Origin of the sequence: uncultured Tateyamaria sp. (genome assembly GCF_947496075.1) — a bacterium.
GTDB lineage: Bacteria > Pseudomonadota > Alphaproteobacteria > Rhodobacterales > Rhodobacteraceae > Tateyamaria.
On record NZ_CANMBJ010000003.1, the window covers coordinates 274,236 to 290,453 of the forward strand.

The window sequence follows — 16,218 nt, forward strand, 5'->3', positions numbered from 1 at the left end:
TGAAAACCTGCCCCGAACATCGGGGCAGGAAGGTCTTTCTCAGGACAACTTACTCTTTCAAGAAGACAAGGTCATAGGGAGAGGAGGATGACCAAATGCCCAGAGGCGGGTTACCGACCTTTTTGTTGTAGATCGTGTGATACGGAAGCGTATTGGTCCAATAGACCGGCAGGTCATCTGCCAGAATCTCTTGGAACTCCTTGTAAAGCGCTGCACGTTTATCGGGGTCAATCTCCTGCCCCGCTGCCGCCATCAGCTCATCGATCCGTTCGTTGGCGTATTGCTGCGTGTTGGACCAGATGACGCCTTCTTTGATGTTCTGGCTGTCATAGGTGCGGTGCACCCCGATCACCGGGTCGCCCCAGTTGAACACAGTGTCCCAGGTCATGTCGAAATCGTGGTTCGAGATTTTGTTGGCCCAGGTCGGAAAGTCGACAAAAGAATTCACGCTGACATCAATACCAACCTTGGCCAGCGACGCCTTGGTGAACTCGGCCTGCGGCTTTGTTGTCGGGTTGCCATGGTCAATGGTCAGCGAAAAGCGGATGCCGTCTGCGCCCTTTTCATACCCCGCCTCGTCCAGCAGCGCATTGGCCTTGTCGATGTCCAGATCATACCCGTTCACATCCGGGTAGTAGAGCGGTGAACCGGGGTGGATACCCGTCTTCGACTCCTGGCTCAGCCCCAGCATTATGGCGTTCAGGATGAAATTCTTGTCGATGGCATAGGCAATCGCCTGACGCACCCGCTTGTCGGCGAGCGGCCCGTCCGACCCGGTGTTGAACGCCAACCAGTTGATCGGACCGATGGCGGCATAGCCTTCGTCCGTGGCAACCAGATCATCGTTCTCGGACATCCGCTTGATGTTGCGCACGGTGTTCTCGAACGTCGTCATATGCAGCTCACCGTTTTCCATGCCGATGGCACGGGCCGACGCGTCCTTGATGATGCGATAGACAATGCGGTCCAGATACGGACGCCCCTCGATAAAGAAGTCGTCGTTGCGCTCCAGGATAACCTGCTGGTCTGCCGTGAACTCCACGAACTTGAACGGACCAGAGCCAACCACATCCTTCCCATTGCGGGGATGCGATTTCGGATCCTGACCATCGCCGTAGATATGCTTGGGAATGATCGGCATCAACTGCGATGACATGGCCAGGAGCAGCGCCGGGTGCGGCTGTGACAGCTTCAGGATGGCAGTGTGATCATCCGGCGTCTCGACCGCCTCAACCACACCGAACATGGTCTTGAACGGGTGGTTCGCCTTGATGGTCTCGACCGAGAATGCGACGTCCTCGGACGTGATCGGTTCGCCATCATGGAAGGTGGCGCCCTGCACAAGGTTCAGGGTCATCGACAGGCCGTCATCCGACCACGCCCAGCTTTCGGCAAGGTAGGGCTGCGGCGTCCAATCCTCATCATAGCGCAGCGGCGCCGCGAACAGTTGCGCCCCCGGCGCACCCGTCACGATGCCTGACTGGACGGCCGGGTTCAGGTGACGCGGGGTCTGCGGAAGGGTCGTGATCAGGGTCCCGCCACGCACGGGGTCTTCGGCCATGGCCGTCGTTCCCAGCAGGGCGGCAACCCCCGCGGCAATGGCCAGGTGTCTCAACACAGCGATCTTCATCGGTTCTTCTCCCAGGGTCTCTTTTTTGTTGAGAGAAGGTTAGGCGGCACCCATCATTCGAAAAAATAGTTTTAATACGTGTGAAAGCGCTAAAAAATAGCTCTTATCATCTCAACTCACTCGGCACGTACAGCCAGGTTTTCAAACACCCCATCGTCGCGAAGTGCATGGCAACGCTCGATAAACCGCTGCACGGGATAGGGCAGCGTGACCCGCGATTGGGTCACCAGGCCAAAGCGCCGCGCCGGGATCGGGTCGGTGATGGGCAGAACGGTGATGCCTCGACTGTCGAGCGCCGCGCTTACAGGACGGGCATTCAGAATGGAAAAGCCAAATCCTGAGGCAATCAGCGTACGGATCATCTCGACCGATGACGTGGCATGGGCCACGCGCACCGTCAAACCCGCATCGGCAAACAGGTCCGAATAATACGTGCCCGACCGCTGCAATTGCAGATTGATCATCGGCTGGTCCTGCAAATCGGCAAGGCTCACCGACTTTCGCTGTGCCAGCGGGTCCTGCGTGTTGACCATGGCATAGTGCGGCAGTTCGACCATCAGATCGAAGTCATGGTGGCTCCCGATCACTTCATCATAGGTAAAGGCGATATCGGCCGCACCCGTGTCCAGATACTCCGCAACATTGTCCATGTCGCCCTCGACCAGCTCGAACTGCACATTGGGAAACTCCGATTGGAACTGCTTGATCGCAGGCGGCAGGAATGTCGCCGCCGCCGTTGCGAAACAGGCCAACCGGATCGTGCCCGTCACGGCCCCGCCAAGCGCGTAAAGCTCCGCCTCGAAATCCCTGTAGTCGGCCAGGAAGCGACTGATCAGTTTCAGCGTGTCGGCCCCGCCGGGGGTTTTCTGAATGCCCTTGGCCGGCACCCGCGTGAAAATGCCAAACCCCAACTCCGCCTCAAGCGCATCAATGGCCGCCGTGATCGAACTTTGTGAAATGCTCAGCGCTTCTGCTGCAGCCGCAATTGATCCCAGCCGTCCAGTCGCCTCAACGTAACGCATCTGCTTCAACGTCAGACCGACTGCCATCATTCCCCCATAAAATAGTATTTATGCGGCGATTAAATCCAGTTTTTGGCAAAAAGAAAACCGCCTAGCCTTGCACGACAGACGTTTTCAGCCGCAGGCCCCCACACGTGATCAAAATACTCTCCGCCCGCAAAATCCTGACGATGAACCCACAAAAGCCGCACGCAACCCATGTGGCCATACGCGATGGCCTCATCCTTGGCGCAGGATCACTGGAAGAGCTTAAGGGTTGGGGCGACTATGAGCTCGACACCCAATTTGCAGACAAAGTGCTGATGCCCGGCCTTGTCGAAGGGCACTGCCATCTGCAGGAAGGCGCGCTTTGGTCCCACACCTATGTCGGCTTCTTCGACCGCATGTCGCCCGAGGGGGACATGCAGGCCGGCTGCAAAAACCTCGACGCCGTCCTGTCCAAGCTGGCCGCGGCAGAGGCGAAGCTTGACGATCCCGACGCCCCCCTGCCCGCCTGGTCGCTCGATCCGATCTATTTCGACAACCAGCGCGTAGACCGTGCGCAGCTCGACACGATCTCGACCACCCGCCCCATCGGGATCATGCATGCCTCGGGCCACATCATGAACGTCAATTCCAAGGCGCTGGAACTCGCAGGACTGATGAAACCCGGAATCAATCACGAGGGCGTGCCGCTTGGGCCAGACGGCCTGCCCTCCGGCGAACTGAAAGGCCCCGATGTGATGAGCCCCGTCTCCATCCACGTAGGCTTCGACCGCGACATGCTCGCCTGCGACGAACAGGGCATGTGGCGCTTCGGCAAGCTTTGCGTGCGGGCTGGGGTCACAACGGCAACTGACCTTGCCGCGCGCCTGCCCGAAGATGCGGTTAAGCTGATGCACAAAGTCACCGACAACACCGCCTACCCCGCCCGCATCGTCCCCTTGCGCTTTCACCACGGTGTCAGCCCCGAGGATCTGATCAAACATGTCGAGGCGCTCGCCCCGCAAAGCACCGAAAAGCTGCGCCTGGGCCGGATCAAGATCGTGGTCGACGGCTCGATCCAGGGGTTCTCCGCACGTCTGCGCGCGCCCGGCTACTATAATGGTGCACCCAACGGGCTGTGGTACATCGCGCCCGAGCAACTGGCCTACATCCTCGAAACCTCGCTCGCCAAAGGCATACAAGTGCATTGCCACACCAACGGGGACGAGGCGACGCAACTTGTCATCGACACCATGCGCAAGGCCCTGCGCAAAACGCCGTCCACCGACCACCGCTTCACCCTGCAACACTGCCAACTGGCCGACACGGCCCAATTCCGACAAATCAAGGAACTGGGCCTGTGCGTGAACCTCTTTGCCAACCACCACCACTATTGGGGCGACCAGCACTACGACCTGACGGTCGGCCCGGAACGGGCCGAACGCATGAACGCCGCAGGCACCGCCGCACGGGAAGGCGTGCCCTTCGGCATTCATTCGGATGCGCCCATCACGCCACTTGGTCCCCTGTTCACCGGGTGGTGCGCCATGAACCGCAAAACCGCATCGGGGCGGACACTGGGAGAAGCGGAAAAGATCACGCTCGATCAAGCGCTTTACGCTATCACTCTCGGCGCCGCCTATACCCTCCACATGGATGGAGAGGTCGGCTCGATCGAAGCCGGCAAGCGGGCGGATTTCGCCGTGCTCGAAGACGACCCGGAAGAAATGGGCACCGAACGGCTGAAAGACACACGGGTCTGGGGCACCGTCCTTGGCGGAAAACCCTTCGCAGCCGCCGATGTCTGACACCCTGCCTATGACAATCATTGCCGGCTATCTGGGCGCAGGTAAAACGACCCTGATCAATCAGATCCTGCGCAACGCAAACGGGCAACGGCTGGCCGTTTTGGTCAACGAATTCGGCGCACTGCCGATCGACGCCGATCTGATCGAAGCGCAGGACGAGGACCTGATTGCGCTGGCGGGTGGATGCGTCTGCTGCTCCTATGGCGATGATCTCATGCTGGCGCTCAGCAAGATGCGTACCCTTGATCCCAAGCCCGATCACGTGCTGCTGGAGACATCCGGCGTGGCCCTGCCCGACAAGATCGCGGCATCGGTCGGATTGTTCGGCAAGGACATTCAGGTTTTGGGCGTCGTCGTGCTGGCAGACGCTGAGGGACTGCCAGCACAGCTTCAGGACAACTATCTGGCCGACACGATCACCCGGCAACTGGGGGCCGCAGACCTTGTCGTGCTGACAAAAACCGATCTCGCCACACAGGACCAGTTGAACGCCAGCCGGTTCAGTATCGGCCGCCACGCGCGCGGCGCCACTCTGGTTGAAAACAGCAGCGACATCCTGCACCACGTGCTGTCGCCGGACATCTCGCAGCGCAGCCCCGCTGTATTTGACGCGGGGCCGCACCACATTGAACTGACCTCCCGCACCTTCACGCCGCCGGGACCAGTCGATGCCCACGCGCTTGCCCAGTCCCTTGCCGACACCGACGCGGTCGTGAGGGCCAAAGGCCACCTGATGAATGAACCCGATGGCGCGCTGGTCACGCTGCAACTGGTTGGCAAACGCTTCACGCTGACACAGGCCGACCCAGCCTTGAAACCCGGCATCGTGATCATCGAAAAGAAAAACAACACGGCCTCGACAGCGGCGTAAAGCGCACTCACAGCTCCGCAATCTTCGCTTCGATCTGCGCCAGCAGCGACTTGTATTCCGGCGTGCCATCCGCCGCGTAGTGGAAGTTCTTGAAAAGGCCGGTGATCTCGGTGAACCAGCTGCGGATCGCACCCTTGTCCTCAAGCGTCATCGTGGCATCCACGACCCGCTGCATCAGCCCGAACACACGTTGCTGCCGGTCAAGCGGCGCGCAACTGTCCACGTCGTCAAACGCGTCTTGCTGAAGAAAGATCATGTCGACGAACAGTGCCTTCTGGAAGGTCACGTAGTCGCCAAGGGTCACACCCTCCTCACCCGTCACCTTCATCATCTGGCTGATCTGCTCGCCCTGCTCCAGCAGGGCTTGCAGCGCCTTCACCCTGCCCGTCCAGCCCGGTTCGATATGGCGATCATACCAGTCCGCCATCTGGTCCAGATAGCGCGACCACGAAAGAAGCGGGTCCACCGCCGGATAGAAGCGTTTGTAGGCGCGCTCCGACGACAGGCCGAGGAAACACTTCACCGTGGACAGGGTCGCTTGCGTGACCGGCTCGTCAAAGTTGCCGCCCGCCGGCGACACGGTGCCAATCATCGTCAGGCTACCCGTGGCCCCATCCGCAGCCTCGATCACCCCAGCACGCTCATAAAGGCCCTTGATCGAGCTTTCGAGGTAAGCGGGAAATCCCTCCTCGCCCGGGATTTCCTCCAGCCGCCCGCTCGTTTCGCGCATCGCCTGCGCCCAGCGGGACGTACTGTCGGCGATCAGCAGCACGTCCAGCCCCATCTGGCGGTAATACTCACCCAAGGTGATCCCGGTGAAAATCGACGCTTCACGTGCGGCCACAGGCATCGACGACGTGTTGCAGATGATGATCGTGCGATCCATCAGGCTCCCGCCCGAGGTCGGGTCGGTCATCTCGGGATATTCGGTGATGGTCTCGACCACTTCGCCCGCGCGTTCCCCGCAGGCCACGATGATCACGATATCCACCTGCGCATTGCGCGCGATCAGGTTCTGCAACACGGTCTTGCCCGCCCCAAAGGGTCCGGGAATACACGCCGTTCCACCCCGCGCGATGGGAAAGAACGTGTCGATCAACCGTTGCGAGGTCAGGATGGGCGTGTCGGGAAACTTGCGCTGTACGGCACCCGATTTCAGCAGATCACCTGCCATGGGCCGCCGCACCGGCCAGCGCTGCGACAGCGGGATCACATGCTCTTGCCCGCCATCCGAGGTCAGGCGCGCGACAGGGTCATTGACGGTCACAGCCCCCTTCTGCACCCAGTTGACGGTGTAGGTGCCCGTCCAGTTGAACGGCAGCATGATCTTGTGGGTAAAGCGGCCCTCGGGCACCGTCCCGATGGTCTGACCAGCGATGACCGTGTCACCCAGCTTCACCGACGGCGTGAACGACCACTTGGCCGCGCGATCCAGCGGGTCCACATCCGCGCCACGCGGCAGGAAAATGCCATAAGCATTGGCCACCTGCTTCAGCGGCGCCTGCAACCCGTCATAGACCTGCCCCAGCAACCCGGGCCCCAGCGCCACCGACAGAAGCTGCCCGCTTTGCACCACCGGATCGCCCACGGCCACGCCTTGCGTGCTTTCATAGACCTGCGCGTCTGCAGTATTGCCCCGCACGCGCAATATCTCGGCCTTCAGCCGCTCCTGCCGGCCTCCCGCCGCCGGACGGCTGGGCAGGATATAGACCATCTCGTTCTTGACCAATGCCCCCGGCGTTCCATCAGGATTGTCCATGGATTCAATCCGCACCAACCCCTCCTGCACGGCAACGATGCGGGCGGTAGCGGTGTCGGCCTCGGGATGTTGAGCCTTCTTTACGGCGGCGGTCATGCTGTGGCTCCTTCCGCTTGCAGGTGGGGGAAATTCTTCAGCGCATCTTCGGACAGCTCGGTAAAGCGCTGTGCGGCAGCCACACTGTCGGCCTTGGCCCAGCGGTCAAAGATGTTCCACTTCAGCACGTAGATCACCACCGCTTCGAAATCGAAGTGATGGCGGCCTGCATGACGCTGCAACTGGCGAAAGGTGACGTCCAGCAGATGGCGTTGCAGGCCCAGCGGGTCTCCCTGTTCCAGCAACTGCCCCGCCTGCCGCAGCCACGGCAGTGACCGCTCAAGGCCAAAGGCGGGCTCGGTCCAATTGGCCGCGATCTGAGAGGTCCAGACGCCATAGCCCCAATCCGTTTCAGGCGGCTTTGCTCCACCATGCCGCATCCGCAGCGCGGCCACGGCGGTGCGCAACTCCATCCGTTCGTCCACGATGCGACGCAACGTGCGATATGGCAGATCGGCCATCAGCTCCTTTGCCCGCCCCACCAACGTGTCCAGGTCCGACCCCGGATCATAGGCCGACCAGCTCAGCAACCGCTCCATCCGCGCAAGCGTCTGCGCATGTGTTTCGCTCAGCGCCGACAGGCGCCTGTTGAGCCGCAAGCGTGACAACGGGGGCCGCTTGGCCACAAACAACCGCTCCGAACTCGGCAGGCTGGACACCAGCGCGACATAGGCATCGGGATCAGACATGGCTACTTGATCACCCCCTCAAGCACGGCGCGGAACCGGGGCTGCAAATGCTGCATGAGCAGCGCGGCAATGGCTTGATCCGACAGGTCCAGGGCCACGCCATCCTCACCCGCCTGCGCCCGGATACCGGCGTGCAGATCACTTGCGGCATACAGGGTCACACCCTCTTTCAACTTGTCCTGCGCCAGACCCAGAACATATTGGGTCAGCGCGCCCGACTGGATGTCATCGGCATTGGCCGTGATCGCCTCGGGACCCACCACCTCGGCAGGCAAGATCACACTGGCCCCCTCGCCCATCGACGCCGCCTGCCCGGCCCGCCCGACCAGCTCCAGCACCATCTGGCGCAGCATCTCGGGGTCAGACATCTCGGCGCTGACCATCCGCTGCACATCCTGTTCGAACTGCGCCATCATCGTCGATTTCATCGTCAGCACCGCATCCCGCATGGCAGTGTTCAACGCCTCTTCGCCGGCGCGGGTGTACCGATCTGCCGCCTTCTTGGCATCGGCCCTAGTGTTCTCTGCCACCGCCTCCGCCTCGGCCACGATCCTTACCGCCTGCGCCTGCGCGTCGGCCACCAACCGCTCCGCCTCTGCCGTGCCTGCGGCCACACCATCGTGACGCAACCGCGCGATCAGGGCATCCACCCCTCTGGCTGTCTCCTGCTCCGCTGCCATCACGCAATCCCCGCGCTGATGACCAGGGCAAAGACAAAGGCAAAGACGCCAAAGCCCTCGATAATGGCCGCTGGCGCCAGCGCCAAACCAAAGATCTGCGGCTTCTCCTTCGACGCATTGATCGCTGCGGCACAGGCACGCCCCTGCCAGATCCCGGAATACAGCAGCGCAATGCCCGACAGCAGACCGACCCCAAACAGGCCCCCCGCATTCTCAAGCGTCACCTCGCGGTTCAGCGTGAACATGATGACAATGCCGTAGATTACAAAGGTCGACGGAAAGGCCGAGATGCCGACAAACCGGCCATAGCCTCCCTCGGTCTCCAGCATCGCACCAATGCTGGCCTGCCCGGCAATCGAACAGCCGATGGAACTGGCGACAGCACCCAGGGCCATGGGGGAAAAAATACCGACCCACCCCAATGCGATTACAAACTCATTCATTCCTGAACCTCCTTGCGGGCAAAGGCCCGGAAGACGATGCCTTCCTCGGGCAGACCCCATTTGTAAAACTCGATGAAATTAAGCCGCAGCCCGTGCACAACACCGCTCATCATCGCGAGCGCGAAATTGAGCACATGACCGATGACAAAGATCAGCAGCCCGCCCAGCACGGCCAGGCCGGAGCCGGACGCCATCACATCCGCCGCCAGATCGTTGAACGTGATGGCCAGCGAAGCCGAGGCGAGACCAAGCGCGAACAGGCGCATATAAGACAGCACGTCGCCAAACATGCCCATCAAGCCCGCAGCACCTTTGAGACCGTCAAACCCGCGCCACAGCCAGTCCTTGGGCTGCCGCACAGGCCGGTCACTGGCATAGGCCATGACCAGAAGCAGGCCCACGCCCATCAGGGCCGCGCCAATGTCGCGGGATGATCCTTCCAGGCCGCCGATCCACAGCACCACCCCGCCCGCCAGCAGGGCGATCCAGCCCAGATTGGCATAGCGGCTGCGCGTCCTCTTGGCCTGAAACGCCATCGCGTTGGCAAAGCAGATGTGCAGCACACCGATCAGGATCGACAGGGTCATCATCGTGTCGAAATCATTGAGATCAAGGAACGCAAGGCCGCCCAGCACACCTCGTTCCGGCGGAGCAAAGCCAAAATAGCCGCCCACGATCACGCCAAACGCCACGGCCGCCCCGGCCAGATACAACCCCATCCGCCGCCACGCCCGCATATGCGCGCTGACGCCCAATCGCCGCCAAAAGGTCAGAACAAGCAGGGCCACCGCGATGCCATAGCCCGCATCCGCCACGATCATGGCAAAGAACAGGGCAAAGGACAGCATCAGCATCCGCGTCGGGTCCCACGCCCGGTAATGGGGCGGCTGATAGAACGTCGCCAGATCGACCCCTGCGCCCGCCTCATCGGGTTGCTCCAGCAAGGTGGGCGGCGTGTCCTCGGGTCCTGGCGCTTCGATCAACACGGCCAGTCCCAGATGGGCACAGGCCTCCTCGACCTCCAGCACGCGCGCCTCGGTCACCCAGCCCTGCACCGCAAAAAGGTCCGGATCACGCAAGGTCTGACTGTCGGCAAAGGCCCGTTCGGCCAGCGTTTCGGCCTCGGACAGCTTGCCGCGTAGCAAGGTCAGATAACGCGTCAACGCCATCCGCTCGCCCAGCAGGGTTTCAATCTCGATCTCGGCAGTTTCCAGATCGGCTTCAAGCACTCGGCCGGGTTTCGCCCCCAAATGCACCCGGGGTATTGGCAACAGGTCGCTCGGCGGCTCATCCGGGCTCAGAACCACAACAAAGAGATACCGCGCATCTTGCCCGACAATCTCCCACGGCAGGTCCACCGATTGCAGCGCCGCGCGGTGCTTCACCGGCAATTGCCAGAACCACAGGCGCTGACCTGCAAGGCTCTCAAGCGGCGGGAATTCAAAATCCCCCCATGGCTGCATATGCGCGAGCCGATTGGCCAGCGCATCACGACGGTCCCGCGCGGCGCGCAACCTGTCCTTCAGCGCCAGCACATCCGCAACAAAGGCCTGCACATCGAAATCGGGATCGCTGCGCACCTGCCGTCGCGGCCCCGGCACAACAGCCAAAAAGCGCAGCGCCTTATAGGCTTCCTCCGCCTCCCGACTCACGCGCTTCTCCACGCGGGCTTCGACTGGAACCAGCGGCAGGATATGCATCACACCCATATCCTGAAGCCGGGTCAGGGCCGCGTCCTGCGCCTCCACAGGCCCCACTAGGCTCAGCTTTTTCAAGGGCGCAATGCTCATGCCGCCCCCCGCTTCCGCTTGGCGATCTTAGACCGTGTCACGGCACTGGTCTGCTCGTCGCTCAGGTAAATGCGGATTTTCTTGATGTTGGCGTGGGCGTTTGGGATCAGCACCTTGTCAAACAGGTTCAGCCGCTGGGTCACGGTCTGGACAGCACGGTCCAGCACCTCGACCCGCTGGCGCGCCACCTGAACACGCAACCGGACGGTCAGCATGTCGTGCAACAGGTGCGTCACATGATCGACCCAATGGGGCAGAACCATGGGGGAATAGGGGCGCACCGTCACCTCGATCCGGTCGAGCACGGGCAACCGCGTGCCCACCACGTTTTCCTCACCCAGATGATAATCGGTCAGTTCCACCAACCCGCTCAGATCAATGTCGCGATTGCTCAGCATCGGCACATCGCGCCCGACCTCCGCCGCCAGCCGGTCGACTTCCTCCTGCAAGGCCGCCACCTCGGCCACAGCCTTGGCCCGTTCCGCCATCAGCTGCTGACGCTTCAGGTCCAAGGACGGCAAAAACCGCTCATAGGACCGCAACTGCGCCGCCTCTCGGGCGAGCGAGGATTTATTCAGCTGCAAGCGCGCCATCAGCCACCTTGGGGAAAAATTTGTCGATCAGGGTCTGCTTCATCAGCAACTGTTCTGCGGTGAAGCATTCGGCCAGCGTCTGCCAGCACAGGTCCAGCGCTTCCTCCAGCGGCATGGACACGTTGATGTCCATGAACCGCGCGCGGAACAGGTCGCCAAACTTCAGCACCTGGTGGTCATAGTCCGACAGCTCGAACGCCATCGCCTGTTTCTGGGCCGCATCGCGGGCTTCGGAATAGAACCGGATCATCGTGTTCATGATCTGGCTGTGATCCTCGCGCGTGGTCTTGCCCACAACGTTCTGTTTGAGGCGCGACAGGCTGCCGAACGGGTCAATCACACCGGAATGCAGGTAAAACTGCCCCTCGGTGATGTAGCCGGTGTTGTCAGGCACAGGGTGGGTCACATCATTGCCCGGCATGGTGGTCGCGGCCAGAATGGTGACCGACCCACCCTTGGCATAGTCGCACGCTTTCTCGTACCGGCGCGCCAATTCGCTATAGAGGTCACCCATATAGCCGCGCTGCGACGGCACCCGCTCCTGGCTGATGCCAACCTCTTTCATCGCGTCGGCATAGGCGGTCATGTCGGTCAGCAGGACCAGCACGCGCTTGCCCTCTTCCACCGCAAATTTCTCGGCCACGGCCAGCGCCATGTCCGGCACCAGCAGTCGTTCGACCAGCGGGTCAGACGCCTGATTGACGAACATGACCGTGCGCGAAAACACCCCGGCGTCCTCGAATGACTGCCGGAAGGTGTGGAAGTCGTCAAAGATCAGGCCCATGCCGCCAAAGACAACAATATCCGCGTCCGCCTGGATGCCGATGCGCGCGAGAAACGGATTGTAGGGCTCGCCCGACACCGAAAAGATCGGGATCTTCTGGCTTTCGACCAGAGTGTTGAACACGTCAATCATCGGCACATCGGTGCGGATCATCCGCTTGGGCACGATGCGCTCCGCCGGGTTCACCGATGGCCCGCCAATGTCGTATCGCGGTTCACCGCTCAGGTCCGGCCCACCGTCCACCGGAGCCCCCGCCCCGTCAAAGACGCGGCCCAGGATGTTGCCGGAATAAGGCGCCTGCATCGGGTGGCCCAGAAAGGTTGCCGTGGCTCCAGTTGAAATCCCCTTGGTGCCGGAAAACACTTGCAGGGACACGATATCGCGCTCAATCCGAATGACCTGCGCCAGCGATGTCGCACCATCCACGCTTTTCACCACGGCCAGATCGCCATAGCGCACCACGCTGTCCGCCCCGGCCCTCTCCGGCACATGGACCTTGAGCGTATCGCCCACGATTTCCAGAACTTGCGAATAGCGGATCAGTTCACGCACCATGGCGCACCTCCGTTTCAACCGCCGCACCCTCATCCGGGGATGGGTCATGGAATGTGATGCCCGTCGCATCGGTTGAAATCAGCGTGCCCTTGTCCCCGGCGACCATGGCGTCCAGATCCGCGAGCCTACCTATCGCCGCTGTCTTGCCAGTCTTACGGGCGAACTGGCAGGCTGCGGCCACTTTCGGTCCCATGGACCCGGCGGCAAAGCTGTGCTTTTCCAACGCCTCGGGCGACGCCAGCTTGATCACGCGCTGGTCGGGCGTGCCCCAGTCCAGAAACACCCCTTCGGTGTCCGTCGCGGCAATGAACAGGTCCGCGCCAATCTCGCGCGCCAAGAGTTCCGAGGCGAAGTCCTTGTCGATCACCGCCTCGATGCCTTCCAGATCACCTTCGGCAGAATAGGCAGTCGGAATGCCCCCACCGCCCGCACAGATCACCACGGTGCCCTGCTCTACCAGCCACTTGATCGGACGCAGTTGAAAGATGCGTTGCGGCAAGGGCGAGGGTACAACGCGCCGCCACTTGTCGCCATCGGCCCGCATCTGCCAACCCTTTTCAGCCGCAATCCGGTCCGCCTCGGCCTTGTCATAGACGGGACCTACGAATTTCGTCGGATCTGCAAAGGCGGGATCATCCCGGTCCACCTCAATCATGGTCAGCAACGTGGCCAGCGGCTTTTCGAACGGCAGCCGGTTGCCCAGCTCCTGCTCGATCATGTAGCCGATCATGCCGTCGGTCTGCGCGCCCAGCACATCCAGCGGATAGGCTTCGTCCGGTTTGTAGGCATGGCCCTGCAAGGCCAACAGCCCCACCTGCGGGCCGTTGCCGTGGGTGATGATCAACTCGTGATCCATGGCGATCTTCGCCAACGCTTCCGCAGCAATCGCGGTGTTCGCGCGCTGGTTCTCTGCCGTCAGCGCTTGGCCGCGCCGCAACAGGGCATTACCACCCAAAGCCGTGACAATCCGCATGATCAGCGCCCCAACGTGGCCACGAGCACGGCCTTGATCGTGTGCATCCGGTTCTCGGCCTGCTCAAACTGAATGCCTGCCGGGCTTTCGAACACCTCCTCGGTCACCTCCATTTCCGAGATGCCGAACTTCTCGAAAATCTCCTGTCCCACCTTGGTCTCGGTGTTGTGGAAGGCGGGCAGGCAATGCATGAACCGCGTGCTGGATTTGCCGCTGGCGGCCATCAGATCGGCGTTGACCTGGTAAGGGGTCAGCTGCTTGATCCGCTGCTCCCAGACATCGTCGGCTTCGCCCATCGACACCCAGACATCGGTATGGATGAAATCAACACCCTTCACGGCCTCGGCCGGGTCATCGGTGATGGTCAGGGTCGCACCATACTTGGCCGCGGCTTCCTCGGCCGGGCCGCGAAACTCATCCGTCGGCCACAGCTCCTTGGGCGAGGCGATGCGCACATCCATGCCCATCAGACAGCCCGCGATCATCAGCGAATGGCCCATATTCGACCGGCCATCACCCACATAGGCATAGCTGATGTCATGCAGCGGCTTTTCCGCGTATTCCTGCATTGTCAGCAGATCGGCCAACATCTGGGTCGGGTGAAACTCGTCCGTCAGCCCATTGAAAACCGGCACACCCGCGTGCTCCGCCAAGGTCTCGACCAGATCCTGACCAAAGCCGCGATACTCGATCCCGTCATACATGCGGCCCAGCACACGGGCCGTGTCCTTCATGCTTTCCTTGTGCCCGATCTGCGACCCCGACGGCCCAAGGTACGTGACCCCCGCCCCCTGATCCATCGCCGCCACTTCAAAGGCGCACATGGTCCGGGTCGAGCTCTTCTCGAAAATCAGGCAGATATTCTTGCCCCGCAGGTGCTGCTGCTCGGTCCCCGAATACTTCGCGCGCTTCAAATCGCGCGACAGGTCCAGCAAATAGCGCAGCTCGCGCTGGTCGAAATCCAGCAGCTTCAGGAAACTGCGCCCTTTGAGATTGAATGCCATGGGCCTCGTCCTTTCGATTGATCAGTAATCCACCGGGTCACGCCAGATCGGGCAGGTCATGCAATGCCCCCCGCCCCTGCCCCGGCCCAGCTCGGACCCGGCAATGGTGATGACCTCGACCCCCGCCTTGCGCAGCAACGTGTTGGTGTAGGTGTTGCGGTCGTAGGCCACGACGACACCGGGTTCGATGGCGACAACATTGTTGCCGTCGTCCCATTGCTCACGCTCCTGGTTGAAGGCATCGCCGCCGGTTTGCACGATGTTCAGGGCCTTGATGCCAAGGCATTCGGCGGCCACGTCGAACAGGTGCTTGTCCTCGTGATGAAAGTCGATGCTGCCCTCGCGGTTGCCGGGGCGCAGGCTGACGCATTTGATCTCGTTGCAGACCTCGACAAAGGCGGTCGCGGTCTCTCGGTCACAATGGCTGAACACCGTGTCCAGATGCATCGCCGCCCGGCTGCGCGGCATTTGGCAGGCCACCACCCGCTCTGCCGCTTCCTTGGCAAAGAGCGCTTTGGCCACCTGCCCCACAGCCTGCGGCGTCGTGCGCTCACCCATGCCGATCAGGACGGTGCCCTTGCCCCACGGCATGACATCGCCGCCCTCAACCGTGGCCGGGCCATAATCCGTGTCCGGATCACCCCACCAGATGTCGAAATCGCCCCCTTTGAAATCCGGGTGGAACGTGTAGATCGCCGTGACCAGCAAGGTCTCGGGCTTGCGCGCGGGCCAGTACATCGGGTTGACGGTGACACCGCCGTAAATCCAGCAACTGTTGTCGCGAGTGAACTGCGTGTTGGGCAGTGGGGGAATGACAAAGCCCAAGGTGCCCAGATAGCTGCCGAACATGCCCGACGGGGTGAAGGGCAGGTCCTGCACCGAAATCCCACCGATCAGAAACTTGGCAAGGTCCTTGGCTGCCATTTCGTCCAGCCAGCTGCGCAACTCGCCCAGCATACCGACGCCCACCTGGTTCTGGGTAATGCGCCTGTCGAGCACCCACTTACGCGCCTCCGCGTCCTTCAACGTGGTGGCCAGCAGAGCCTGGAACTCCAGCACCTCGACCCCACGCTCCTCCATCTTCATACGGAAATCGGCGTGGTCCCGACGCGCCTTGTTGACCCACAATACGTCATCGTACAGTAGTTCCGCCGCATTGCCGGGGGTCAGCCGCGCATGGGCAAGCCCCGGTTCACAGACCATGACCTTGCGCAGCTTGCCGATCTCTGAATGCGCACCAAATCCAGACATCAAAGTGTTCCTTCCTGTGTGAAATCCGTTCCCTTCATCCAGCATTGCCAGACGTAGACAGGCACCCCCGCCATCAGCAGCAGGAAGCCGTAAAACACGACCTCCGCCCCCGATCCGAAAATCGCCCAGACGGAGTAGATGAAGCCCAAGACGGCCAGCAGAATGACCTTGCTCATTTCACCCGGCGACGGGCCCACCACGCCACGTGCACGCAGCGCCAGCTCAGCCAGCGCGCAAAGGAGGTAGGGAAACAACGTCGACAGGGTCGCCAGCAGGACAATGAACTCGAACTGCTCGGCAAGATTT

At 61.6% G+C, this 16,218-nt stretch carries 15 protein-coding genes; 2 read left to right on the forward strand and 13 right to left on the reverse strand.

The features are described 5' to 3' along the window. Positions 1-49: 49 nt before the first annotated feature. Together Q1A51_RS12270 and Q1A51_RS12275 are read right to left on the reverse strand one after the other, a co-directional pair. Positions 50-1,630: an ABC transporter substrate-binding protein gene (locus Q1A51_RS12270; RefSeq protein ID WP_299605329.1), complete on the reverse strand. Its 1,581-nt coding sequence runs from the start codon at positions 1,628-1,630 to the stop codon at positions 50-52. 116 nt (positions 1,631-1,746) lie between these two features. After that, entirely contained in the window at positions 1,747-2,679 is a 933-nt protein-coding gene (locus Q1A51_RS12275; RefSeq protein WP_299605327.1) for a LysR family transcriptional regulator, read from the reverse strand. Positions 2,680-2,786: 107 nt separating this feature from the next. Between Q1A51_RS12275 and Q1A51_RS12280 the strand changes: the two genes are divergently transcribed. Together Q1A51_RS12280 and Q1A51_RS12285 are read left to right on the forward strand one after the other, a co-directional pair. Beyond that, positions 2,787-4,424 (forward strand): amidohydrolase, encoded by a 1,638-nt coding sequence (locus Q1A51_RS12280; protein ID WP_299605324.1) that lies wholly within the window; start codon positions 2,787-2,789, stop codon positions 4,422-4,424. Positions 4,425-4,434: 10 nt separating this feature from the next. After that, complete coding sequence (locus Q1A51_RS12285) at positions 4,435-5,295, forward strand: CobW family GTP-binding protein (protein ID WP_299671351.1); 861 nt, start codon at positions 4,435-4,437, stop codon at positions 5,293-5,295. 7 nt (positions 5,296-5,302) lie between these two features. Here Q1A51_RS12285 and Q1A51_RS12290 read toward each other — a convergent pair whose 3' ends face one another. The 11 genes from Q1A51_RS12290 to Q1A51_RS12340 all read right to left on the reverse strand — a co-directional run. Then, positions 5,303-7,150 (reverse strand): V-type ATP synthase subunit A, encoded by a 1,848-nt coding sequence (locus Q1A51_RS12290; protein ID WP_299605318.1) that lies wholly within the window; start codon positions 7,148-7,150, stop codon positions 5,303-5,305. Further along, positions 7,147-7,839 (reverse strand): hypothetical protein, encoded by a 693-nt coding sequence (locus tag Q1A51_RS12295; RefSeq protein WP_299605317.1) that lies wholly within the window; start codon positions 7,837-7,839, stop codon positions 7,147-7,149. The genes Q1A51_RS12290 and Q1A51_RS12295 overlap by 4 nt, the downstream gene beginning before the upstream one ends. Positions 7,840-7,841: 2 nt before the next feature. Then, positions 7,842-8,519 (reverse strand): hypothetical protein, encoded by a 678-nt coding sequence (locus Q1A51_RS12300; RefSeq protein ID WP_299605314.1) that lies wholly within the window; start codon positions 8,517-8,519, stop codon positions 7,842-7,844. Further along, positions 8,519-8,962 carry an ATP synthase subunit C gene (locus Q1A51_RS12305; RefSeq protein ID WP_299206065.1) on the reverse strand — a complete coding sequence of 148 codons (444 nt, stop codon included), beginning with the start codon at positions 8,960-8,962 and terminating at the stop codon, positions 8,519-8,521. The genes Q1A51_RS12300 and Q1A51_RS12305 overlap by 1 nt, the downstream gene beginning before the upstream one ends. Beyond that, positions 8,959-10,752 (reverse strand): hypothetical protein, encoded by a 1,794-nt coding sequence (locus tag Q1A51_RS12310; protein ID WP_299605312.1) that lies wholly within the window; start codon positions 10,750-10,752, stop codon positions 8,959-8,961. The genes Q1A51_RS12305 and Q1A51_RS12310 overlap by 4 nt, the downstream gene beginning before the upstream one ends. Further along, positions 10,749-11,345, reverse strand: coding sequence for a V-type ATP synthase subunit D (locus Q1A51_RS12315; RefSeq protein WP_299605310.1), 597 nt, complete (start codon positions 11,343-11,345; stop codon positions 10,749-10,751). Before Q1A51_RS12315 ends, Q1A51_RS12310 begins: the two co-directional genes overlap by 4 nt. Further along, positions 11,323-12,684: a V-type ATP synthase subunit B gene (locus Q1A51_RS12320; protein WP_299605308.1), complete on the reverse strand. Its 1,362-nt coding sequence runs from the start codon at positions 12,682-12,684 to the stop codon at positions 11,323-11,325. The genes Q1A51_RS12315 and Q1A51_RS12320 overlap by 23 nt, the downstream gene beginning before the upstream one ends. Next, positions 12,674-13,657 carry a carbamate kinase gene (gene arcC / locus Q1A51_RS12325; RefSeq protein ID WP_299605305.1) on the reverse strand — a complete coding sequence of 328 codons (984 nt, stop codon included), beginning with the start codon at positions 13,655-13,657 and terminating at the stop codon, positions 12,674-12,676. The genes Q1A51_RS12320 and arcC overlap by 11 nt, the downstream gene beginning before the upstream one ends. 2 nt (positions 13,658-13,659) lie before the next feature. Further along, on the reverse strand, positions 13,660-14,661 hold the full coding sequence (argF, locus tag Q1A51_RS12330; RefSeq protein WP_299605303.1) for an ornithine carbamoyltransferase: 1,002 nt from the start codon (positions 14,659-14,661) through the stop codon (positions 13,660-13,662). Positions 14,662-14,682: 21 nt separating this feature from the next. Further along, positions 14,683-15,912, reverse strand: a complete 1,230-nt coding sequence (locus Q1A51_RS12335; RefSeq protein WP_299605300.1) for an arginine deiminase — start codon at positions 15,910-15,912, stop codon at positions 14,683-14,685. Continuing rightward, the coding region (locus tag Q1A51_RS12340; protein ID WP_299671354.1) for a hypothetical protein at positions 15,912-16,218 on the reverse strand (307 nt) is incomplete at its 5' end. The genes Q1A51_RS12340 and Q1A51_RS12335, both read right to left, overlap by 1 nt.